The 20,791-nt window shown below is 64.0% G+C and carries 22 protein-coding genes; 15 read left to right on the top strand and 7 right to left on the bottom strand.

Annotated elements, in window-relative coordinates; all coding sequences use genetic code 11:
- The 3 genes from ABW22_RS12295 to apaG all read right to left on the bottom strand — a co-directional run.
- On the bottom strand, positions 1 to 747 hold a 747-nt coding region (locus ABW22_RS12295), incomplete at its 3' end, for a heavy-metal-associated domain-containing protein (protein ID WP_157648628.1).
- 202 nt (positions 748 to 949) lie between these two features.
- On the bottom strand, positions 950 to 2,206 hold the full coding sequence (locus tag ABW22_RS12290) for a murein transglycosylase A (protein ID WP_059757071.1): 1,257 nt from the start codon (positions 2,204 to 2,206) through the stop codon (positions 950 to 952).
- Between the two features lie 238 nt (positions 2,207 to 2,444).
- A complete protein-coding gene (apaG, locus tag ABW22_RS12285) occupies positions 2,445 to 2,828 on the bottom strand; it encodes a Co2+/Mg2+ efflux protein ApaG (RefSeq protein ID WP_059757085.1) in 384 nt (127 codons plus the stop codon).
- 157 nt (positions 2,829 to 2,985) lie between these two features.
- Here apaG and rpe point away from each other — a divergent pair, with 157 nt between their 5' ends.
- From rpe to trpE, 3 genes are all read left to right on the top strand, one after another.
- The gene (rpe, locus tag ABW22_RS12280) at positions 2,986 to 3,669 is read left to right on the top strand and encodes a ribulose-phosphate 3-epimerase (protein ID WP_059757067.1); all 684 of its coding nucleotides are present in this window, start codon (positions 2,986 to 2,988) and stop codon (positions 3,667 to 3,669) included.
- Positions 3,670 to 3,761: 92 nt separating this feature from the next.
- A complete protein-coding gene (locus tag ABW22_RS12275; protein WP_059757064.1) occupies positions 3,762 to 4,442 on the top strand; it encodes a phosphoglycolate phosphatase in 681 nt (226 codons plus the stop codon).
- Positions 4,443 to 4,551: 109 nt separating this feature from the next.
- Positions 4,552 to 6,045, top strand: coding sequence for an anthranilate synthase component I (gene trpE, locus ABW22_RS12270; RefSeq protein ID WP_059757061.1), 1,494 nt, complete (start codon positions 4,552 to 4,554; stop codon positions 6,043 to 6,045).
- A gap of 16 nt (positions 6,046 to 6,061) precedes the next feature.
- Here the strand turns inward: trpE and ABW22_RS12265 are convergent, their stop codons facing one another.
- Positions 6,062 to 7,351, bottom strand: coding sequence for a sigma-54 interaction domain-containing protein (locus tag ABW22_RS12265; protein ID WP_059757058.1), 1,290 nt, complete (start codon positions 7,349 to 7,351; stop codon positions 6,062 to 6,064).
- A gap of 154 nt (positions 7,352 to 7,505) precedes the next feature.
- On the opposite strand from ABW22_RS12265, the gene ABW22_RS12260 reads away from it, so the two are divergent.
- The 4 genes from ABW22_RS12260 (at position 7,506) to trpC (ending at position 11,308) form a co-directional block, all read left to right on the top strand.
- The gene (locus tag ABW22_RS12260; RefSeq protein ID WP_059757055.1) at positions 7,506 to 8,774 is read left to right on the top strand and encodes an NAD(P)/FAD-dependent oxidoreductase; all 1,269 of its coding nucleotides are present in this window, start codon (positions 7,506 to 7,508) and stop codon (positions 8,772 to 8,774) included.
- 135 nt (positions 8,775 to 8,909) lie between these two features.
- Positions 8,910 to 9,479, top strand: a complete 570-nt coding sequence (locus ABW22_RS12255) for an anthranilate synthase component II (RefSeq protein WP_059757082.1) — start codon at positions 8,910 to 8,912, stop codon at positions 9,477 to 9,479.
- Positions 9,479 to 10,495 carry an anthranilate phosphoribosyltransferase gene (gene trpD / locus ABW22_RS12250; protein WP_059757052.1) on the top strand — a complete coding sequence of 339 codons (1,017 nt, stop codon included), beginning with the start codon at positions 9,479 to 9,481 and terminating at the stop codon, positions 10,493 to 10,495. The genes ABW22_RS12255 and trpD overlap by 1 nt, the downstream gene beginning before the upstream one ends.
- A gap of 24 nt (positions 10,496 to 10,519) precedes the next feature.
- Positions 10,520 to 11,308, top strand: a complete 789-nt coding sequence (gene trpC, locus ABW22_RS12245) for an indole-3-glycerol phosphate synthase TrpC (protein ID WP_059757049.1) — start codon at positions 10,520 to 10,522, stop codon at positions 11,306 to 11,308.
- Between the two features lie 91 nt (positions 11,309 to 11,399).
- Here trpC and ABW22_RS12240 read toward each other — a convergent pair whose 3' ends face one another.
- Positions 11,400 to 12,914 (bottom strand): helicase HerA-like domain-containing protein, encoded by a 1,515-nt coding sequence (locus ABW22_RS12240; RefSeq protein ID WP_059757042.1) that lies wholly within the window; start codon positions 12,912 to 12,914, stop codon positions 11,400 to 11,402.
- A gap of 125 nt (positions 12,915 to 13,039) precedes the next feature.
- Between ABW22_RS12240 and ABW22_RS12235 the strand changes: the two genes are divergently transcribed.
- Positions 13,040 to 14,359 carry an NAD(P)/FAD-dependent oxidoreductase gene (locus ABW22_RS12235; protein ID WP_059757039.1) on the top strand — a complete coding sequence of 440 codons (1,320 nt, stop codon included), beginning with the start codon at positions 13,040 to 13,042 and terminating at the stop codon, positions 14,357 to 14,359.
- A gap of 121 nt (positions 14,360 to 14,480) precedes the next feature.
- On the opposite strand, the gene ABW22_RS12230 is transcribed toward ABW22_RS12235, so the two are convergent.
- Positions 14,481 to 15,248, bottom strand: a complete 768-nt coding sequence (locus ABW22_RS12230) for an SDR family NAD(P)-dependent oxidoreductase (RefSeq protein ID WP_059757036.1) — start codon at positions 15,246 to 15,248, stop codon at positions 14,481 to 14,483.
- 106 nt (positions 15,249 to 15,354) lie between these two features.
- Here ABW22_RS12230 and ABW22_RS12225 point away from each other — a divergent pair, with 106 nt between their 5' ends.
- Complete coding sequence (locus ABW22_RS12225; protein WP_059757033.1) at positions 15,355 to 15,696, top strand: winged helix-turn-helix transcriptional regulator; 342 nt, start codon at positions 15,355 to 15,357, stop codon at positions 15,694 to 15,696.
- A gap of 16 nt (positions 15,697 to 15,712) precedes the next feature.
- Here the strand turns inward: ABW22_RS12225 and ABW22_RS12220 are convergent, their stop codons facing one another.
- Positions 15,713 to 16,711, bottom strand: a complete 999-nt coding sequence (locus ABW22_RS12220) for an ROK family protein (RefSeq protein WP_059757031.1) — start codon at positions 16,709 to 16,711, stop codon at positions 15,713 to 15,715.
- Between the two features lie 41 nt (positions 16,712 to 16,752).
- On the opposite strand from ABW22_RS12220, the gene ABW22_RS12215 reads away from it, so the two are divergent.
- The 6 genes from ABW22_RS12215 to ABW22_RS12190 are packed head-to-tail and all read left to right on the top strand — an operon-like array spanning position 16,753 to position 20,790.
- Positions 16,753 to 17,484 carry a YebC/PmpR family DNA-binding transcriptional regulator gene (locus ABW22_RS12215; RefSeq protein WP_059757028.1) on the top strand — a complete coding sequence of 244 codons (732 nt, stop codon included), beginning with the start codon at positions 16,753 to 16,755 and terminating at the stop codon, positions 17,482 to 17,484.
- 47 nt (positions 17,485 to 17,531) lie between these two features.
- Entirely contained in the window at positions 17,532 to 17,756 is a 225-nt protein-coding gene (locus ABW22_RS12210; protein ID WP_059757025.1) for a type II toxin-antitoxin system Phd/YefM family antitoxin, read from the top strand.
- Positions 17,749 to 18,168 (top strand): type II toxin-antitoxin system VapC family toxin, encoded by a 420-nt coding sequence (locus tag ABW22_RS12205; RefSeq protein ID WP_059757022.1) that lies wholly within the window; start codon positions 17,749 to 17,751, stop codon positions 18,166 to 18,168. The genes ABW22_RS12210 and ABW22_RS12205 overlap by 8 nt, the downstream gene beginning before the upstream one ends.
- A gap of 5 nt (positions 18,169 to 18,173) precedes the next feature.
- On the top strand, positions 18,174 to 18,689 hold the full coding sequence (gene ruvC / locus ABW22_RS12200) for a crossover junction endodeoxyribonuclease RuvC (RefSeq protein WP_059757079.1): 516 nt from the start codon (positions 18,174 to 18,176) through the stop codon (positions 18,687 to 18,689).
- Positions 18,690 to 18,702: 13 nt separating this feature from the next.
- Positions 18,703 to 19,278, top strand: coding sequence for a Holliday junction branch migration protein RuvA (ruvA, locus tag ABW22_RS12195; RefSeq protein WP_059757020.1), 576 nt, complete (start codon positions 18,703 to 18,705; stop codon positions 19,276 to 19,278).
- 60 nt (positions 19,279 to 19,338) lie between these two features.
- Entirely contained in the window at positions 19,339 to 20,790 is a 1,452-nt protein-coding gene (locus ABW22_RS12190; protein WP_237763335.1) for a GGDEF domain-containing protein, read from the top strand.
- The last annotated feature ends 1 nt before the right edge of the window (position 20,791 follow it).

Here is a 20,791-nt window from a genome sequence, read left to right as displayed (position 1 = left end):
GAAATACAGGTGCATGGCATCGGCGGGGGTCAGCAGCAGGTACACGGAGAGGCCATACGCCGCGCTGGTGCCCACCGCCACCAAGAGATCCATGTTGCCGCTGCCGGCGCGCAGCGCCTTCCAGCCGGCGCGGTAAAAGCGCGCGCCGAGCCAGAACTGAACCGGCGTGGCAAGCAGCCATTGCAGCCAGCCCGGCAGCATCCAGTGCACGCCAAACAGATTGCCGAACATGGGAATGACCAGCGGCAGCGACAGCGTGATGGCCAGCGCCACCGGCCACCAGTCGGGCAGCGCGCGCACCGGCGCAACAGGCGCTTCGCCCGTGGGTTGCGGCAGCTGCGCGCCATAGCCGGCACGTTCCACCGCAGCGATCAGCGTGGCGGCCGAGGTGCCCTGCACCACCTTGACCGTTGCCTTTTCGGTCGCCAGGTTGACGCTGGCGCCGAGCACGCCCGGCACCTTGTCGAGTGCCTTTTCAACGCGTGCCGAGCAGCTGGCACAGGTCATGCCGGTGATGTCGAAGGTGAAGGATTCGGTCGGCATGCTGAAGCCGGCTTTCTCGATGGCGCGCTGAACCGACGCGGCATCGGTCTCGCCGGAAATCGTCGCGGTCTCGGTCGCCAGGTTCACCGTGGCGTCGGTGACGCCCGGCAGTTTCCTGAGCACCTTTTCCACCCGTGCCGAGCAGCTGGCGCAGGTCATGCCCTGGATGCCGACGGAGAGACGAGTGGGGGAAGAGGTAGTCATGGTGTTTGGCGTGCGAAGAGTGATTGCACCATAGACCTTGCCGGGAGGGAAAGGTTACGGGCTGAAGGGTCGTTGCACGCTAGCAGTTGCACGTTGCACGGACGGGCGCCTGACTCCACCCGCAAGGGGCAGGCCATGGTTGTATGGCTGCTGAAGCAGCAACAACCACGCTCTAAAGCCGACAAATCGGCAACAACCACGCTCAGCGGCGGACGCTGGTCAGGGGGTAGTCCCTGGGCAGCAGCACCCACATGCGTCCGCGCTGTTTCATGCGGCCGGCGAGTTCGCCGGCCTTGTCGCCGAAGCCCCAGAAGAAGTCGGCGCGCACGCCGCCGCGGATGGCGCTGCCGGTGTCCTGCGCCATCACCAGCCGGTTTAGCGGCAGCGGCGAATTGGGCTGGGTGGTGGCGAGGAAGACCGGTGCGCCGAGCGGAATGAAGCGCGGGTCGACGGCGATCGAGCGGCCACCGGTCAGCGGCACGCCGAGCGCGCCCAGCGGGCCGGGCAGGTTGTTGGGCAGTTCGCGGAAGAACACGAAGCTGGGGTTGCTGGCGAGCAGCGCTGGCAGCTTGTCGGGGTTCTTCGCGCCCCAGTTCTTGATGCCCTGCATCGACGCCTGTTCGAGTTTCAGCTCGCCACGCTCGACCAGCAGCTTGCCGACCGACTGGTAAGGATGGCCGTTCTGGTCCGCGTAGCCGACCCGCATATGCGAGCCATCCGGCAGCTCGATGCGGCCCGAGCCCTGGATTTGCAGGAAGAAGAGGTCGACCGGATCTTCGGCCCAGGCGATGGGTTGTCCCTTGAAGCCGTTGCCAGCCGCCTCGATTTCCTTGCGGGTGGGGTAGGGCACCAGCTTGTTGCCGACCAGCCGCCCGCGCAGGCGCAGGCTCTTCAGTTCGGGATAGACGCTTGCCAGCTCCACCGAGATGAGGTCGTCGGGGGCGGCGTAGAGCGGAAAGCGTGCCCGCGCGGTGCGCACGCGGTCGCCTTTCAGCAGCGGTTCGTAATAGCCAGTCACCATCCCTTCGGTGCTGCCGTCGTCCGCAGTGGCCTGGTAGGGCTGGAAACGCTGCTCGAAAAAGGCGCGGGCCGCCGCGTCGTCGGGCGCGTCCATCGTGGCCGCTTCGCTGCAGACTGCCTGCCACGCCGTGCGCTTGACCAGCGTGGCACAGCTGCGCAGAAAGGCGCTCCAGGTTTCGCTGACCGCGTTGTCCTGCCAGAAGGGCACTGCCGCCCAGCCTACCGGTTTGAGCGTGGGGTAGGCCACCGTCGGCGTGGGGATGAGCGCGGGCGGTGCGGGGGGCGGCATGGGTTCGGGCACCGGTTGCGGCACAGGCGCCGGCGCAGGTATTTGTGCAGGCGTCGGCGTCGGGAGGGGCGCGGGTGGTTCCGTGGGCGGGTGCGCCGCACAGGCTGACAACAATAGGGCGAACAGCCACGGGCTTGCGCGTAACAGCATCACGGGTGAAGATGCCTCACATCAAAAACAGGCGTCGAGTATAACAATGGAGAGACAGATTTAATGGAGACTCAGGGACTGGGCTGGTTGCTGCTGGAAGCCGGGATTGCGCTGAGCCTGTTTGTGTTTATCGTGTGGTGGACGATGAAAAAATAACGGCCGGGATTCAAGACGCAGGAATCAGGATGCGGCGGCGCGTGTGCAGCGCTGCCCGTGAACCAGGGTGCAGCACGCCGGATTAATGGAGAACCCGGGGCATCGACAGCGTGAAAACGGGAATCTCGGCGTCGAACTTGTTGCCGTCTTCCGCCACCATCTGATACGTGCCGCGCATGGTGCCAACCGGCGTCGCCATCGCGGTGCCGCTGGTGTATTCGAAACGCTCGCCTGGCCGCAGCAGCGGCTGTTCGCCGATCACCCCGAGGCCCTTGACTTCCTGGGTGACGTTTTCCGCATCGGTAATGATCCAGTGGCGCGAAATCAGCTGCGCGGATACGGTGCCGGTGTTGGAGATGGTAACGGTGTAGGCGAACACGTAGCGATCCGCCGAGGGGTCGCTCTGCTCGGCCAGATACGCCGTGTCGACGTTGATGCTGATCTGGTATTTCTTGCCTTCGGCCACGGTTTTGCTCGACAGGATGGAATGCACGAAGTGTAACGCAATGCCACGGCGGACTTAACAGTCCGTTGAAAAACGCCACCTTGCGGCTCCCGGAAAGCGCTTCAACGGCCTGTTAAGCTAAAATGGTTGGGTTTCCCCAAATTTCCCGGAGCCTCCCATGACTTACCGTATCGCCCCATCCATCCTGTCCGCCAACTTTGCCAAGCTGGGCGAGGAAGTCGACTACGTGCTCGCCTCCGGCGCCGACATTGTCCACTTCGACGTGATGGACAACCACTATGTGCCCAACCTCACCATCGGCCCGCTGGTGTGCGAAGCCTTGCGCAAGCATGGCGTCACCGCGCCGATCGACGTTCACCTGATGGTGAAGCCGGTCGACCGCATCATTCCCGACTTCGCCAAGGCGGGCGCGACCTACATCACCTTCCACCCGGAAGCCTCCGAGCACGTCGACCGCACCATCGGCCTGATCAAGGAAAACGGCTGCAAGGCCGGACTGGTGTTCAACCCGGCCACCCCGCTCGACGTGCTGGAATACACGCTCGACAAGATCGACATGGTGCTGCTGATGTCGGTCAACCCTGGCTTCGGCGGCCAGAAGTTCATCCCCTACGTGCTGGATAAAGCGCGCGCCGTGCGCAAGATGATCGACGACCGCGGCCTCAGCGTGAACATCGAGATCGACGGCGGCGTCGGCCCCGCCAACATCGCCGAAGTCGCGCGCGCAGGCGTCGACACTTTCGTCGCCGGCTCGGCCATTTTCGGTGCCGCCAAGGACAGCGATCCGCAGCGCTACAACAGCGTCATCGCCGCGATGCGCGCCGAACTCGCCAAGGTTTAATACAAAATCAACCACAGAGGCACAGAGGCACAGAGAAACCCATGAATGGTTTATCGCCTTTCTCTGTGCCTCTGTGTCTCTGTGGTGAAAGAATGAATTTTCCGATCAATATCAAAGCCGTCGTCATCGACCTCGACGGCACCCTGCTCGATACCGCGCCGGATCTGGCGCACGCCGCCGAACTGATGATGGCCGAGCTGGGCCGTCCCTGCCCGTCGCTGGAAACCATTTCCACCTACATCGGCAACGGCGTGTCGCGGCTGGTCAAGCGCGTGCTCACCGGCGAGATGGACGCCGAACCCGATGCGGCGCTATTCGAGCAGGCCATCGCTTCGTACCAGAAGCATTACGGCGCGCATGTGTCGCTGCATTCGCGCCCCTACCCGGGCGTGGTCGAAGGCCTTGATGCCTTCAAGGCGATGGGCGTACATGTGGCCTGCATCACCAACAAGGCCGAACAATTCACCCATCCGCTGCTGAAGGACACCGGCCTGTTCGATTACTTCGAGCTGATCCTGTCTGGTGATACGCTGCCCAAACGCAAGCCCGACCCGCTGCCGCTGCTGCATGCCTGCGAGGTATTCGAGGTGACGCCCGCCGAACTGCTGCTGATCGGCGATTCGCTCAACGATACTCAGGCCGCGCGCGCCGCCGGCTGCCCGGTGTTCTGCGTGCCCTACGGCTACAACCGCGGGCGCCCGGTCGCCGAGCTCGACCTCGACGCGGTGGTGCCGAGCCTGGTCGAGGCGGCGAAGATGGTGCAAAAAGCATGAACCACAGAGGCACAGAGACACAGGGATTTTCGATGCGTGATCGATGGTGAAAACCGCCGATTGTTGATGCTGATTTTCTCCGTGCCCTTTGTGTCTCTGTGGTGAAAAAATGACTGAACAAGACTTCTTCGATCTCGTCCGCCAGGGCTACAACCGTATCCCGCTGGTGCGCGAACTGCCCGGCGACCTGGAAACGCCGCTGTCGGTGTATCTCAAGCTCGCCAATGTGCCGTATTCCTACCTGCTTGAATCGGTGGTGGGCGGCGAGCGCTTCGGCCGCTATTCCTTCATCGGCCTGCCGGCGCGAACGGTCTTGCGGGTGCGTGCGCATCTGCTGACGGTGGAAACCGACGGCCAGATGGCCGAGGAACACAGCCTGCCCGATCCGCTGGCATTCATCGCCGAGTTCCAGTCACGCTTCAAGGCCGCGCCGGTGGCCGGGTTGCCGCGTTTTACCGGCGGGCTGGCGGGCTATTTCGGCTACGACACCATCCGCTACATCGAGAAGCGGCTGTCCCCGGACTTCAATAAAAAACAGCCGCGCAAGAACGACGTGCTGCGTACGCCGGATATCCTCCTGATGCTGACCGAGGAGCTGGCGGTGTTCGACAACCTTGCCGGCAAGCTTTACCTCATCACCCACGCCGACCCGATGCAGCCGGATGCCTACGCGCAGGGCCACCTGCGCCTCGCCGAACTGGCCGAGCAGCTGCACGCGCCGGTGCATCTGCCGGCCGAGCCGGTGGTGGCGGCGGACGCGCCGCAGTCCGAATTCGGCGAGGCCGAGTTCAAGGCAGCGGTGCAAAAGGCCAAGGACTACATCGCCGCCGGCGATGTCATGCAGGTGGTGCTGTCGCAGCGCATGTCGCGCCCGTTCAATGCCTCGCCGCTGTCACTGTACCGCGCGCTGCGTGGCCTCAATCCGTCGCCTTACATGTTTTATTACGATTTTGGCGGCTTCCACGTCGTCGGTTCCTCGCCCGAAATCCTGGTGCGGCTGGAAGGCGATAGCGTCACCCTGCGTCCCATCGCCGGCACCCGCCCGCGTGGCCTCACGCGCGAGGACGACCAGCGCCTGGCCGAGGAACTGCTGGCCGACCCCAAGGAATGCGCCGAGCACCTGCAGCTGCTCGACCTCGGCCGCAACGACACCGGGCGCGTCGCCGTCACCGGCAGCGTCAAGGTCACCGAGCACATGCAGATCGAGCGTTATTCGCACGTCATGCACATCGTCTCCAACGTCGAGGGCAAACTGAAACCCGGCTTGTCCGCGCTCGACGTGCTGCGCGCCAGCTTCCCGGCCGGCACCGTGTCCGGCGCGCCCAAGGTGCGGGCGATGGAAATCATCGACGAACTCGAGCCCAGCAAGCGCGGCATCTATGCCGGCGCGGTCGGCTATCTCGGCTTCAACGGCGACATGGATCTGGCGATCGCCATCCGCACCGCGGTGGTCAAGGACGGTATGCTGTACGCGCAGGCCGGCGCCGGCATCGTTGCCGATTCGGTGCCTGACAACGAATGGCTGGAAACGCTCAACAAGGCGCGCGCCATTATCCGCGCGGCCGAGCTGGTGCAGGCGCGATTCGGTACCCTGACCGACTGACCCGGGCTGACCATCGCTAGCTCAGGCCATAGCGCTTGAGCTTGCGATAAAGCGTGCGCTCGGTGATGCCGAGCGCGGTCGCCACCCGGTTGCGATGGCCGGCATGGGTGTCGAGCAGGGCGCGGATGTGCGTGCGTTCCACCTCGGCCAGCGCTTGCGTGCCCGGCAGCACCGGCACCGTCGCGGTGGGCAGATGCAGATCGGCGGCGCGGATCACGCCGTCGCGGCAGGTCAGCACCGCACGCTGCAACAGGTTGCGCAGCTCGCGCACATTGCCGGGGAAGTCATACGCCTGCAGCGCAGCCAGCGCGGTCGCATCCAGCTGGCAGGCGCGACGAGCGCCGGTCAGGCGCTTGAGCAGAAACGCCGCCAGCGCCGGCAGGTCATCGCGCCGCTCGCGTAGCGGCGGCAGGTCGACGTCGATGCCTGCCAGCCGGTAATACAGATCGAGCCTAAACCGTTTCTCGTCCACTTCGTCCAGCAAGCGGCGATTGGTGGCCGATACCAGCCGCACGTCGGCCTTCAGCGTGTGGGTGCCGCCGACGCGCCTGAATTCGCCGCTTTCCAGCACACGCAGCAGCTTGGCCTGCAAACCCAGCGGAATCTCGGCGACCTCGTCCAGAAACAGCGTGCCGCCGTCCGCCAGCTCAAACAGTCCCTTCTTCAAGCCGCTGCTGCCCGAGAACGCTCCGCGCTCGTGGCCGAACAGCTCGCTTTCGAACAGGGTTTCCGGCACCGCGGCGCAGTTGATCACGATGAAGGCGCCGCCGGCTCGCGCCGAACGGGCGTGAATGAAGCGTGCGGCGAGCTCCTTGCCGACGCCGGACTCGCCAAACAGCAGGATCGACGCCTCGCAGTCGGCCACCCGTGCGAGATTGTCCACGCAGGCCAGAAACGCCGGGGATTGCCCCACCATCCGCATGGCGTCGCAATCCGTGCCGGCGTCGGCCTCCAGCGGGTAGAGCTGTTCGCCCAGGAAGCGCTCGCCGTTCACGCCGCGCAGCGCGTGGCCGCGTATGCGGATGCGCCCGGGCTGGTCGTCGGCATGGAAATGCGTGTGCAGCACCTCGACCGCCTCGCCATGTTCGAACAGGGCCTGATGCGGGCACTGCTCGCCGTTTTTGTGGCAGGGGCGCGTCGCGTGGTGCGACACGGCGTAGCAGTGCTGGCCGACGATGGCGTTGGGCGTGGCGCCATAGGCTTCGGCATAGCGCTGATTGGCCGCCACGATGCGGTAGTCGCGGTCGATCACCACAAAAGGCTGGTCGTTGGCGTCGATGAGGTCCTGCAACTCAAGCTGGGGCATGGCCGGCCTTTCGTCATGACATTAGTTGAATCTGACATGACGTAATCGTCATGTCAATGAACGTGGCCCCCTCCAATTCGAGGATTCAAGCGTGCCCGGCGATGGCATGGCGCTTGCTGTTCTTGTCTTGCAACCCTCAACAAGGAGACAGCACGTGGCACATATCGTGATTCTGGGCGCCGGTATCGGCGGCATGACCATGGCGTATGAAATGCGCGAACAGGCGCGAACCGAAGACAAGGTCACCGTGATTTCCAACCTGCCGTATTTCCAGTTCACCCCGTCCAATCCCTGGGTGGGGGTGAACTGGCGCCGCCGCGACGACATCACCCTGCCGGCCGCGCCGTACCTGAACAAGAAAAACATCGACTTCATCGCGGTCGGCGCGGCGCGCGTGCATCCCGAACGCAACCAGGTCGAACTCACCGACGGCCGCATCGTCGACTATGACTTTCTCATCATCGCGACCGGACCCAAGCTGGCCTTCGACGAAGTGCCGGGGCTGGGGCCGGAGGGCCATACCCAGTCGGTCTGCGTGGTCGAACACGCGGTGGCCGCGGGCCGTGCGTGGGATGACTTTGTGAAGAACCCGGGACCCATTGTGGTGGGCGCAGTGCAGGGTGCGTCCTGCTACGGACCGGCCTACGAGTTCGCCATGATCATGGACACCGATCTGAAAAGGCGCAAAATCCGCGACCGCGTGCCGATGACCTACGTGACGGCCGAGCCTTATATCGGGCATCTGGGCCTTGGCGGCGTCGGCGATTCGAAAGGCATGCTGGAATCCGCGATGCGCGACCGCCACATCAAGTGGATCTGCAACGCAAAAGTCACCAAGGTCGAGGCCGGCAAGATGTTCGTCGCCGAACACAACGACCGCGGCGAGGTCATCAAGGAGCACGAGTTGCCGTTTGCCTACTCGATGATGCTGCCCGCCTTCAAGGGCATCGACGCGGTGTTCGGCATCGAGGGGCTGACCAACCCGCGCGGCTTCATCACCATCGATGCCTTCCAGCGCAATCCGAAATACCCCAATGTCTATGCGGTGGGTGTCTGCGTCGCCATCCCGCCGGTCGAGGTCACGCCCGTACCGACCGGCACGCCGAAGACCGGCTACATGATCGAATCAATGGTCACCGCCACCGCGCACAACATCCGCGCCGTGCTGGACGGCCGCGAACCCGTCGAGAAAGCCACCTGGAACGCCATCTGCCTGGCCGATTTCGGCGACACCGGCGCCGCCTTTGTGGCGCTGCCGCAGATCCCGCCGCGCAACGTCAACTGGTTCAAGGAAGGCAAGTGGGTGCACCTGGCCAAGATCGGGTTCGAGAAATACTTCATCCGAAAAATGAAAAAAGGCTCGACCGAGCCGCTGTACGAAAAATACGTACTCGGTTTGCTGGGCCTCAAAAAGCTCAAATAGCGCCTCGTGGCACAAGCCTTCAAGCGCCTGCGGGCGCTTTATTTGTGTTGGTGAGGGGGGTCGCACGGCTATAATTCTCCGCTCTTGGCGCAGGCGCCTGTTTCGCCCGATGGCGTGACGCCGAAGGACACCCCCATGCTTTTGATGATCGACAACTACGACAGCTTCACCTACAACCTCGTGCAGTATTTCGGCGAGCTGGGCGAGGACGTCAAGGTCGTCCGCAACGACGAGATCGATCTCGCCGGGATTGCTGCGCTGAAACCCGATCACATCGTCGTCTCGCCCGGCCCCTGCACGCCAAACGAGGCGGGCGTGTCGGTGCCGCTGATCCGCGAATTCGCCGGCAGGATTCCCATCCTCGGCGTCTGTCTCGGCCACCAGAGCATCGGCCAGGCCTTCGGCGGCAAAATCGTGCGCGCGAAAGAACTGATGCACGGCAAGACCTCGATGATTCATCACACAGATAGCGGCGTGTTCAAGGGGCTGCCCAATCCCTTTCGCGCCACCCGTTACCACTCGCTGGTGATCGAGCGCGCGTCGCTGCCGGACTGCCTGGAAATCACCGCGTGGACCGAGGACGGCGAAATCATGGGCGTGCGCCACAAGACCCTGCTCGTCGAAGGCGTGCAGTTCCATCCCGAGTCCATCCTGACCGAGCACGGCCACGCCATGCTGGCGAACTTTCTGAAGGAGCGCGTGTGATGCAATACAAGGATTTGCTCGCCCTTCTGATCGAGCGCCACGACCTGCCGCACGACACCATGCTCGCCGCGATGCACGCACTGATGAGCGGTGAATGGACGCCCGCGCAGATCGCCGGCTTCCTGGTTGCGTTGCGCATGAAGGGCGAGACCGTGACCGAGATCGCCGCTGCCGCCGAAGTCATGCGCGAGTTGTCGGTCAAGGTGCCGCTCGCCGGCGTCGAGCATCTGGTCGACACCTGCGGCACCGGCGGCGACGGCGCGCACACCTTCAACATTTCCACCGCGGCGGCGTTTGTTGCGGCGGCGTGCGGCGCGCGCGTGGCCAAGCACGGCGGGCGCTCGGTGTCGTCTACCTCGGGCAGCGCCGACGTGCTGGAAGCGCTGGGGGTGAACGTCAACCTGGCGCCGGAACAGGTCGCCGAGGCGGTAAAAACCCTCGGTGTCGGCTTCATGTTCGCGCCCAACCACCACAGCGCGATGAAACACGCCGCCCCGGTGCGGCGCGAGCTCGGCGTGCGCACCCTGTTCAACCTGCTCGGCCCGCTCACCAATCCGGCCAGCGCGCCGAACCAGGTGATGGGCGTGTTCAGCCGCGAACTCACCGGCACCCTCGCCAGGGTGCTGCAGGCGCTGGGCAGTCGTCATGTGCTGGTGGTCCACGCCGAAGAGGGACTGGACGAGATCAGCCTGGCGTCGCCCACCTTCGTGGCCGAGTTGAAGGACGGCCATGTGTCCGAATACGAACTCGAGCCCGGCCTGTTCGGCTTGCCGCAGGTGGCGGCGAGCGAACTGGTGGTCAAGGGACGCGACGAGGCGGTCGAGATGCTGCTCGCCGCGCTGGAAAATCGCCATGCCGGCGCTGCCGCCATCGTTGCGCTCAACGCAGGCGCAGCGATCTACGTCGCCGGCCGAGCCGCGAGCCTGATGGACGGCGTGGCGCAGGCGCAGCACGCGATTGCCAGCATGGCCGCACGCGATGTGCTCGAACACTATCGCCGCTTCAGCCAGTCATGAGCTGCCGGGAATGAGCTGCCAGTCATGAGCGACATCCTGGAAAAAATCCTCGCCACCAAGCGTGTCGAGATCGATGCTGGGCTTGCCAGCGTGCCGCTCGCCGAAATGCGGGCGCGCGCCGAAGCCGCATCCGCACCGCGCGATTTCGTCGGCGCGCTGCGCGCCAAGATTGCCGCCGGGCAGCCCGCGGTGATCGCCGAAATCAAGAAGGCGAGCCCGTCTAAGGGGGTGATCCGTCCCGACTTCCGCCCGGCCGAGATCGCCGCAAGCTACGAGGCGGGCGGCGCCGCCTGCCTGTCGGTGCTCACCGACCGCGACTATTTCCAGGGCTGTGCCGACTATCTGATCGAGGCGCGTGCCACGTGCGCGCTGCCAGTGCTGCGCAAGGATTTCATCATCGACCCGTATCAGATCTATGAGGCGCGCGCGATGGGGGCGGACTGCATTTTATTGATCGTCGCCGCGCTGGAGTTGCCGGCCATGCAGGCGCTGGAAGCGCTGGCGCACGAACTGGGCATGGTGGTGCTGGTTGAATCGCACAACGCCGAAGAACTCGACACCGCGCTGCAATTGAAGACGCCGCTCATGGGCATCAACAACCGCAACCTGCGCACCTTCGAGGTCAGCCTCGACACCACGCTGGCCTTGCTGCCGAAAATCGGCAGCGAGCGCATCGTCATCACCGAGTCCGGCATTTTCGCGCCGGCCGACGTCGCGAAGATACGCAGCCATGGCGTCAACGCGTTTCTGGTGGGCGAGGCGTTTATGCGTGCCGACGATCCGGGCGCAGAACTCGCGCGCCTGTTCGCCTGAACCAGCCTCAAGCGAAAGGCGTGTAGGAGCGGCGCCCTCGCCGCGATTGGCTGCCGAAAATCGCGGCGAGGGCGCCGCTCCTACATGCACGTCAGCGCTTGCCGCCGAACAGGCTGCCGAGCACCCCGCGGATGAGCGTGCGGCCGACCTGGCTGCCGATGGCGCGGGCGGCGGATTTGGCCAGTGCCTCGGCAGCGCCTTCGCGGCGCCTGCCGTGCCCGCCCAGAATGTCCTCCAGCACGCCGCCCACGCTGCCGCCCGCCGCGGGCTGCGCCGCGGCTTTGGCCTGCTGTTCCGCCTGCGCCTGCGCGGCCGCTGCCTGTGCCGCCTGCTCGGCGCGCGCTTTCAGAATTTCGTGGGCGGATTCGCGGTCGACGGTTTTGTCGTAGGCGCCCGCGACCAGCGAGGCCCGCATCAGCTGCTGGCGCTGGGCGTCGGTGATGGGGCCGATCTGCCCCTGCGGCGGCACGATGTAGGCGCGCTCGACCACGCCGGGTCGGCCTTTCTCGTCGAGAAAAGACACCAGTGCCTCGCCGACGCCGAGCTCGGTAATCACAGTGGCCTCGTCCAGCGTCGGGTTGTCGCGCATGGTTTCGGCGGCGGCGCGCACCGCTTTCTGGTCGCGCGCCGAGAAGGCGCGCAGCGCGTGCTGTACCCGGTTGCCGAGTTGCGAGAGGACTTTGTCCGGCACGTCGGCCGGGTTCTGGGTGACGAAATACACGCCGACGCCCTTGGAGCGGATCAGCCGCACCACCTGCTCGATTTTTTCCACCAGCGCATCGGGTGCGTCGGTAAACAGCAGGTGCGCTTCGTCGAAGAAGAACACCAGTTTCGGCTTGTCGAGGTCGCCGGCTTCGGGCAGGTTCTCGAACAGTTCGGCCAAGAGCCACAGCAGCAGCGTGGCGTACAGCTTGGGTGACTGCATCAGCCGGTCGGCCGACAGGATGTTGATGACGCCGCGCCCACGGTCGGTCTGGATCAGGTCGTCGATGTTGAGCATCGGCTCGCCGAAAATCTGCTCGCCGCCCTGCGACTCCAGCGCCAGCAGGCCGCGCTGGATCGCGCCGATGGAGGCGGGCGAGACGTTGCCGTAATCGGTGGTGAACTGCTTCGCGTTCTCGCCGACAAAGGCGAGCATGGTGCGCAGATCTTTCAAGTCCAGTAGCAACAGACCGTTGTCGTCGGCCACCTTGAATACCAGATTCAGCACGCCGCTCTGGGTTTCATTCAGGTCCAGCATGCGCGAGAGCAGCAGCGGCCCCATGTCGGACACGGTGGCGCGTACCGGGTGGCCGCTGGTGCCGAAAGGATCCCATAAGGTGACCGGATAGCCCTGATGTTCGAAACCTTCGAGCTTGAGCATCTCGACCCGCTCGGCCACCTTGGCGTTGCCGCCGCCGGCTTGTGAAATGCCTGACAGGTCGCCCTTCACGTCCGACATGAAACAGGGCACGCCGATGCGGGAAAAATGCTCGGCCAGCGTCTGCAGGGTGACGGTCTTGCCGGTGCCGGTGGCGCCGGTGATGAGGCCGTGACGGTTGGCCATTTGCGGCAGCAGGGTGAGCTCGGCAGCAGCATTTTTGGCGATGAGCAGGGGGTCGGTCATGGCGGGTTCCGTGTGCGTGATGGGGAAATTCTAGCGAGTTCGGTGATGGCGCGGGTCAAGCATTGAATAGAAGCAGGTGCTAATGTTGCAAGTATCATCGTGGTAATTCGGAGCAGGAGGAAACCGTGACAGCGGAACAACAGGTGCATGAAATCGTCATCGTGGGCGGTGGCGCGGGCGGGCTGGAACTGGCCACCCGGCTGGGCGACAAGCTGGGAAAGAAGAAACGCGCAAACATCACGCTGATCGATGCCTCGCCCTCGCATTTGTGGAAACCGCTGCTGTATGAAGTCGCGGCGGGCAGCCTCGATTCGTATGCCGAACGGCTGGAATATCTGGCGCAGGGGCATTGGCATCACTTCCGCTTCCGCCTCGGGCGCATGGATGGCCTCAATCGCGTGCGCCAGGAAATCAGCGTCGCCCCCACGCTGGACGACGAGGGCGTGGAAATCATCCCGCGTCGCAGCTTTCACTACGACACGCTGATCATCGCGGTCGGCTCGGTTGGCAACGACTTCGGCGTGCCGGGCGTGAAGGAACACTGCATTATGCTCGACACCCCCGAGCAGGCGCGCGAATTCCATCGTCACCACATCAACGCCTGCCTGCGCGCACACACCCAGACCGCCGCTGTCACTCCTGGCCAAGTCACCGTCGGCATCGTCGGCGCGGGGGCCACCGGGGTCGAACTCGCCGCCGAGCTGCACGACACCACGCGCGAACTGTCGGCCTACGGCCTGGAAAAGATCGATCCCGACAAGAGCCTGAAGCTGCTGATTGTCGAAGCCTCCGACCGCATCCTGCCAGGGCTGCCGCCGCGTCTGTCGGCCGCCGCCGCTGAGCGTCTGGCCGAACTGGGGGTGGAGGTGCACACCAACGAGCGCGTGGTCGAAGTGCGCCGCGATGGCATGCTGACCGCCGACGGCAAGTTCATCCCCGCCAGCATGATGGTGTGGTCGGCCGGCATCAAAGCGCCGGATTTCCTGAAAGACCTGGACGGCCTGGAAACCAACCGCATCAATCAGCTGGTGGTGCGTCCCACCTTGCAGACCACGCGCGACGACAACATCTTTGCGCTGGGCGATTGCGCAGCCTGCCCAATGCCCAACGGCAGCAACGTGCCGCCGCGCGCGCAGGCTGCGCACCAGCAGGCATCACTGATGGCGAAGGCGATCTGTCGGCGTTTTCGCGGCAAGCCGCTGCTTGAGTACGTCTACCGTGACTACGGCTCGCTGGTGGCGCTCGGTCGTTTCTCCACTGTCGGCAACCTGATGGGCGCGCTGACCGGCGGCAGCATCATGATCGAAGGCACGATGGCGCGGCTGGTGTACTGGTCGCTGCACAAGATGCACGAGATCGCATTGCACGGCTGGTTCAAGACCGCACTCACGACCTACGCCCACTTCATCAGCACGCCGACGCGGGCGCGCATCAAGCTGCACTGATGCGTCTGCGGACTATCGTGCCGAGCGGGGCCATCGGGTTTGACGGCGGGACAAATCATGTCCACTAAAAACCGTCACTGCCTGGACGGGCAGCACGTTGAAGATCGTTATCCGGCACACCTCAGTTACGTCCCGCCATGACCCCGCCATCGACATCCCAAATTGCGCCTGTCACCCAACTCGCATCATCGGCAAGCAGAAAGCGAATGACTATTGCGACGTCTTCGGGCGTGCCGATTCGGCCGATAGGATGAAATCCGTTGAATGAGGCAAGCGTTTCGTCGATTTTATTTGGGTCGATGAATGCCTCGTATATAGGCGTTTTAACCACGGCCGGCGAAACCGCGTTTACACGGATATTATGATCGGCCAGCTCCATCGCCATGTGTTGCGTGAGTGCGTGCAAGCCTGCTTTCGCCATCGAGTACGCAGAGGAAGGCGTCGCTTTAATGGCTTGTTTTGCCCACATCGATCCAATATGCACAATCGAGCCGCCACCGTTCGCCGCCATGTTTTTAGCCACGGCCTGTGAAATGAAAAAGGCGGCGCGATTCAAATCCAGGTAGGTGTCATAGTCCTTATGCTTATGCTCAAGGAATGGCGTGGGCTTGAAGTAGCCCGCTGCGTTCACCAGGTATTTGATGTGGCGGCCGTGGTTCTCGGCAAAAGCAACAACGCGCTGCACATCGTTCGGCTCGTATAAATTGGCTTGGATGGCCTCAATATTGCCAAATGCGGAAAGTTCGCGCTGCGCCGTCGCTAATTTTTTCGATGCGTTGCCCACAATCACAGTATTTATGCCGTGTTCCAACAAAAGCTTCGCGGTTGCAAAGCCCATTCCGCTGGAGCCACCTACTATCAAAGCTAAAGGTTGATCTACGTTTTCCATCGGATTGCATCCAAGGTAGTTGCAGGAGCAGATAGCTTATGGAATCCTGTAGCCTGTTGAGAAGCAGGTACAAATTGGTACGGTAGTCACTTATTGGTGCATATTGATGAGCAGCCAAGATGAAATTTTTTCCAGAAAATCTGCCCAAGCGCGGAGCGCACGCATGGTGGAGACCATCTATGGCTGTAAATGGTCACTTACCGTCTATCAACTCTTGGCAAATGGCATCAATCGTCCTGGCCAAATGGTTCGTAGCGTCGAGGGCTTGACTACAAAAGTGCTTAACGAGTGCCTGCGCAAGAACATGGAATTTGGCATCGTTGAGCGCGTTGCCCACAACGAAGTCCCACCGCGCGTTGAATATGCGATTACACCGTTTGGTGAAAAATTCATCCGAATTTTAGATGGGTTGGAAAAGCTTCAGAGTGAGATAGCAAGCGAAAGATAATAAAGCCTCAACCGCGCTAATTTCCTTCGCTCCACAGCCACGCCGCGCCGCGCACCCCGCTTGAATCGCCATATTTCGGCGGCACCAGCTTGGTGTCGACGCGGTCTGAAAACACATAGCGCGGCCACAGCCGCGGCACGGTGTCGTAGAGCCTGGCGATGTTGGACAGCCCGCCGCCGAGCACGATGATGTCGGGGTCGAGCAGGTTAATGACGCCGGCCAGCGCGCGCGCCAGCCGCTCCTCGTAGCGCGCCAGCGTCGCGCTGCAGGGGCCGTAGCCGGCATTCGCCAGCTGCACGATTTCGTGCGCGGGCAAGTCTTCGCCGCCGTAGCGCACGTGGTCGGCCGCCAACGCGGGGCCGGACAGCCAGGTTTCGATGCAGCCTTTCTTGCCGCAGTAGCACGCCGGCGCGGCGTCGAGTTCGCGCGGACTCGGCCAGGGGTGCAGGATCGCTTCGCCGGTCGCGGGGTGCTGGCCGGTGCCATTGCGGTCGGCCTGCGCGTGGGCGAACTGGAAGTAGGGCAGCGGCGAATGGCCCCATTCGCCGGCGATGGCGTTGGCGCCAGTCAGCACCTGGCCGCGCACCACCACGCCGCCGCCGACGCCAGTACCGATGATCACGCCGAATACGCTGTCGGCGCCGGCCGCCGAACCGTCGGTGGCTTCCGACAGCGCCAGGCAGTTGGCGTCGTTGGCGAGCCGCACCTCGCGGTTGAGCGCGCGTTCGAGGTCTTCCTGCAGCGGCCGGCCGTTGAGACAGGTCGAATTGCAGTTCTTCATCCGGCCGCTGGCGGGCGAGACGGCGCCGGGGGTGCCGATGCCGATGCTGGCGCTTTGGCCCAGTTCAAATTCGGCCTGGTGCACCAGCGCGGCGACCGCAGCGACTGTGGCGAAGTAATCGTCCTGCGGGGTCGGCACGCGGCGGCGCAGGATTTCGCCACCGCCGGCGTCGAGCGCGATGAGTTCGATTTTGCTGCCGCCGAGGTCGACGCCGAAACGTAGAGTGGGAGCCACGGTGTAAAATCTCCGGCTATTTAATTTGCGTTGGAATCAACATGGCAGGACATTCGAAGTGGGCCAACATCCAGCACCGCAAGGGGCGCCAGGATGCCAAGCGCGGCAAGGTCTTCACCAAGCTTATCAAGGAAATCACCGTGGCGGCCAAAATGGGTGGTGGCGACACCGGCATGAATCCGCGCCTGCGGCTGGCGATCGAAAAGGCCAAGGCCGAATCGATGCCGAAGGACAACATTGAAAACGCGGTCAAGCGCGGCACCGGTCTGCTCGAAGGCGTCAACTACGAGGAAGTGCGTTACGAGGGCTACGGCATTGGCGGCGTCGCGGTGATGGTCGACTGTCTCACCGACAACAAGGTGCGCACCGTCGCCGACGTCCGCCATGCCTTCGTCAAGCACGGCGGCAACATGGGCACCGACGGCTGCGTGGCGTTCCAGTTCAAGCACTGCGGCCAGATCATCCTGGAGCCGGGCGCGAGCGAAGAGGCGGTGATGGAAGCCGCGCTCGACGCCGGTGCGGAAGACGTCATCCCCAACGAGGACGGCTCGATCGAGGTGCTGACCTCGCCCGAGCCCAGGGCCTTCGAGGCGGTGAAGGACGCATTGGAAAAAGCCGGATTCAAGCCGGCGGTCGCAGAGATCACCATGCGGCCGGAAGCCGAAACCGAACTGACCGGCGACGACGCGGCGAAGATGCAGAAAATCCTCGACGCGCTCGATTCGCTCGACGACGTGCAAGAGGTGTACACCAACGCGGTGTTGCCGGAGTGATGCAGGTTTGCTAATGTGGTCATAATTAAATGACCATTGGAGTAGCCATGGACCTTCCCGCAACTGAATTCAAGGCCAAGTGCCTTGCCTATCTTGACCAGGTGGCTCAGACGCACGCCAGCATCACGCTGACCAAGCACGGCCGCGCGGTCGCCCGGCTGGTTCCGGTGGACGATGCCGAGCCGGTCGTGTTCGGTCGTCTGGCGGGCACAGTGCAGGTGCGCGGCGATCTCATTCGCCCGATTGACGAAGCCTGGGAGGCCGATGCCTGACGCCGGGCTGGTGATTGATACGCATGTATGGCTGTGGCTCGAATCTGATCCCGATCGTCTGGGCAAACCGGCTCGTTCCCGCATCGAGCAGGCCGCGCGGCTCGGCAAACTGTGGGTGTCGGTGATGTCGGTGTGGGAGATCGGGATGCTGGTGGCAAAAGACCGTATCCGCCTGTCCATGCCGGTGGACGAGTGGGTGCGTCAGGCGTCCGCGACGCCCGGTATGCAAATGCTGGGGGTGATTCCGGGAATTGCGCTGGAGTCGACACGCCTGCCCGACGCACCGCATGGCGATCCAGTCGATCGTCTGCTGATGGCGAGCGCGCGGGTTCACAATCTCACGCTTGTCACGGCGGACGAAAAAATCCTCGCCTATGCCGATCAAGGGCATTTAAAAGCACTGAAAGCATGATCGGGATCCGCATACTGGGCATCGACCCCGGCCTGCGGCTCACCGGCTTCGGCGTGATCGAGCAGACCGGCCAGAAACTGGCCTATGTCGCCAGCGGCGTGGTCAAGAGCGGCGAGGGCAGCTTGCCGCAGCGGCTGGGGGTGCTGTTCGCCGGGCTGAACGAGGTGATCGCCACCTATCAGCCCGATACCTGCGCGGTGGAAATCGTCTTCGTCAACGTCAACCCGCAGTCAACGCTGCTGCTGGGACAGGCGCGCGGGGCGGCGATCTGCGCGGCCGTGTCCAATCAACTGCTGGTTGCGGAATACACCGCGCTGCAAATCAAGCAGGCGGTGGTCGGCCATGGCAAGGCCGCCAAGGAACAGGTGCAGGAAATGGTCAAGCGCCTGCTGAGCCTGCCTGCTGCGCCCACTGCCGACGCCGCCGACGCACTCGCCTGCGCCATCGCCCACGCCCACGGCAGCCACCTCGGCGCGCACTCCACCGCAGGCTATCGCGTGAAGGGCGGGCGCCTCGTATGAATAAGGATTCCAAATGATAGGCAGAATCACCGGCCTGCTTGCCGCCAAACAACCGCCGCAGGTGCTGGTGGACGTGAACGGCGTCGGCTACGAAATCGACGTGCCGATGAGCACCTTCTACAACCTGCCCGCGCTGGGCGAAAAAATCAGCCTGCTGACCCATCTGGCGATCCGCGAGGACGCGCACCTGCTGTACGGCTTCGGCAGCGAGATCGAACGCATGGCGTTTCGCGAACTGCTGAAAGTCTCCGGCATCGGTGCCAAGACCGCCTTGTCGGTGTTGTCCGGGCTGTCGGTCAACGACCTGGCGGCGGCGATTGCCGCGCAGGAAATCGGCCGCATCGTCAAGGTGCCCGGCATCGGCAAGAAAACCGCCGAGCGCCTGTTGCTCGAACTCAAGGGCAGGCCGGTGTTCGCCGGCGCGATTGCCGGTGCGGCCCCCGGCGGCGTGTCGGACGATGTGCGCCAGGCGCTGCTGGCGCTGGGTTACAACGAACGCGAGACCACCGAGGCCGTGCGCCAGCTGCCACCCGATCTGGTGGTGGGCGAGGCGATCCGGCAGGCGCTGAGGATCTTGTCGAAAACCTAAGCCCGCGTTTCAATGCCCACGTCAAACCCTCGGCCTTCCGCCTCTCTGCAGCGTCATTTTTTGTGGCTGCTGCTGAGCGTGGCCGGCCTGTTCGCGGCCGGCATAGCCCTGAGTCTGTGGTTCAGTCTGCAGGCCAGTGGCCAGACCCAGCAGCGTCTGCTCGAACTGGAGGCTACGCAGGCGCGCGTCAGCCTGGTCCGGCGGCTGGACTACTACCACACGCTGATCGACAACATTGCGCGCGACCCCGAGCTGCTCGACCTGATGCGTGTCGGTTCGATTGAAGCGCAGCAGCAGTGGGCCCTTTCCCGGCAACGTTTGCTGCCCGATCTGTTGGGGCTGGCGCTGGTCAATCCCCAGGGGGGCGTGCTGGGCGAGGCCGTGGCGCTGCGCGTCGGCCCAAGCTGCCAGCAGGACATGCGGCGCGCGGATACCCTGACGGACATCCGGCCGCTGCTGCACCGCGAGGTGGCGGGTTCCGAACACATCGACCTGGTGTCGGCGGTGCGTGAAATGGATGGCGAGATCCTGGGGGGCGTCTTCTTGAGCGTGCGGCTGACCCAGTTGCAGCGGGTGGTCGACGACTCCCGCCACCCGGACCACGCACTCACCCTCATCGACGCGGCGGGCAGCACGATCGTGCGCCAGGGAGAGGTCAAGGGCGCACTGCGGGAAGTCCGGCTGGATATTCCCCAGACCGGCTGGACGCTGCTTGCCCAGGCACCGGTGCAGCGGCTTACGCGCGGCGGCGAGATGCAGGTGCTGGCAGGGCTGCTGACCCTGGGGGCCGTGCTGTTGCTGCTGGGCGCGACCATGCTGCGGCTGCGTCGCACCATGCTGCGCGACATCGTGTCCACCCGCGATGCCCTGACCGCGCTGGCACGGGACGAACCGGTTCCCGAAATCGTGCCGCACTACGTCGAATTCGAGCCGGCAGCGGCCGACATTAATCTGGTCGCCCGGCATCTGCAGGCGCAGCGTGCACGGCTGGAACACCTGAGCCTGACCGATCCGCTGACGGGGCTGCCCAACCGGCGCGCATTCGAAACCCATTTTCCCCAGGCGCTGGGGCTGGCCGAAAGACAGCATCCGGTCGCGCTGGTATTGCTCGACATCGACCATTTCAAGGCGGTCAACGACCGCTACGGCCACGGGGTGGGCGATCAGGTTTTGCTGGCACTGGCACAATCGTTGAAAGAACTGACCCGGCGTGCCGATCTGGCGGCGCGTCTGGCCGGGGATGAGTTTGTCGTGCTGCTGTCTGGGCTCGACGCAGCCGGGGTGGACGCGTGGCATCAGCGCCTCGCCGACCGTTTCAGAAGCAAGTTGAACGCTTTCGGCCTGGACTTGCAAACCAGTCTCAGTGCGGGGCAGACCTGGCTCGGGGGCGTGACCGGCGACACCATGAATGCCGCGCTCGCACGTGCCGACCGTGCGCTCTATCAGGCGAAGGCGCGCGGGGGCGGCCAGCTGGTGCAGGATGCCGCGCCCGCCGTCGACGCCGCGGAGTAGA

Origin of the sequence: Thiobacillus denitrificans, assembly GCF_001530125.1 — a bacterium.
GTDB classification, from domain to species: Bacteria; Pseudomonadota; Gammaproteobacteria; order Burkholderiales; family Thiobacillaceae; genus Thiobacillus; species Thiobacillus denitrificans_C.
The sequence above is the reverse complement of the archived record's forward strand: the minus strand, read 5'-3'. Positions and strand labels throughout refer to the sequence as shown.

Excerpts from the sequence above, each read along its gene's own strand:
- ABW22_RS12230 (WP_059757036.1), bottom strand. The coding sequence starts at position 15,248 with ATGGAAAACGTAGATCAACCTTTAGCTTTGATAGTAGGTGGCTCCAGC.
- trpD (WP_059757052.1), top strand. The coding sequence starts at position 9,479 with ATGCAATACAAGGATTTGCTCGCCCTTCTGATCGAGCGCCACGACCTG.
- ABW22_RS12215 (WP_059757028.1), top strand. The coding sequence starts at position 16,753 with ATGGCAGGACATTCGAAGTGGGCCAACATCCAGCACCGCAAGGGGCGC.
- trpC (WP_059757049.1), top strand. The coding sequence starts at position 10,520 with ATGAGCGACATCCTGGAAAAAATCCTCGCCACCAAGCGTGTCGAGATC.
- ABW22_RS12240 (WP_059757042.1), bottom strand. The coding sequence starts at position 12,914 with ATGACCGACCCCCTGCTCATCGCCAAAAATGCTGCTGCCGAGCTCACC.
- ABW22_RS12275 (WP_059757064.1), top strand. The coding sequence starts at position 3,762 with ATGAATTTTCCGATCAATATCAAAGCCGTCGTCATCGACCTCGACGGC.
- ABW22_RS12255 (WP_059757082.1), top strand. The coding sequence starts at position 8,910 with ATGCTTTTGATGATCGACAACTACGACAGCTTCACCTACAACCTCGTG.
- ABW22_RS12225 (WP_059757033.1), top strand. The coding sequence starts at position 15,355 with ATGAGCAGCCAAGATGAAATTTTTTCCAGAAAATCTGCCCAAGCGCGG.
- ABW22_RS12290 (WP_059757071.1), bottom strand. The coding sequence starts at position 2,206 with ATGCTGTTACGCGCAAGCCCGTGGCTGTTCGCCCTATTGTTGTCAGCC.
- ABW22_RS12205 (WP_059757022.1), top strand. The coding sequence starts at position 17,749 with ATGCCTGACGCCGGGCTGGTGATTGATACGCATGTATGGCTGTGGCTC.
- trpE (WP_059757061.1), top strand. The coding sequence starts at position 4,552 with ATGACTGAACAAGACTTCTTCGATCTCGTCCGCCAGGGCTACAACCGT.
- ABW22_RS12265 (WP_059757058.1), bottom strand. The coding sequence starts at position 7,351 with ATGCCCCAGCTTGAGTTGCAGGACCTCATCGACGCCAACGACCAGCCT.
- ABW22_RS12210 (WP_059757025.1), top strand. The coding sequence starts at position 17,532 with ATGGACCTTCCCGCAACTGAATTCAAGGCCAAGTGCCTTGCCTATCTT.
- rpe (WP_059757067.1), top strand. The coding sequence starts at position 2,986 with ATGACTTACCGTATCGCCCCATCCATCCTGTCCGCCAACTTTGCCAAG.
- ruvA (WP_059757020.1), top strand. The coding sequence starts at position 18,703 with ATGATAGGCAGAATCACCGGCCTGCTTGCCGCCAAACAACCGCCGCAG.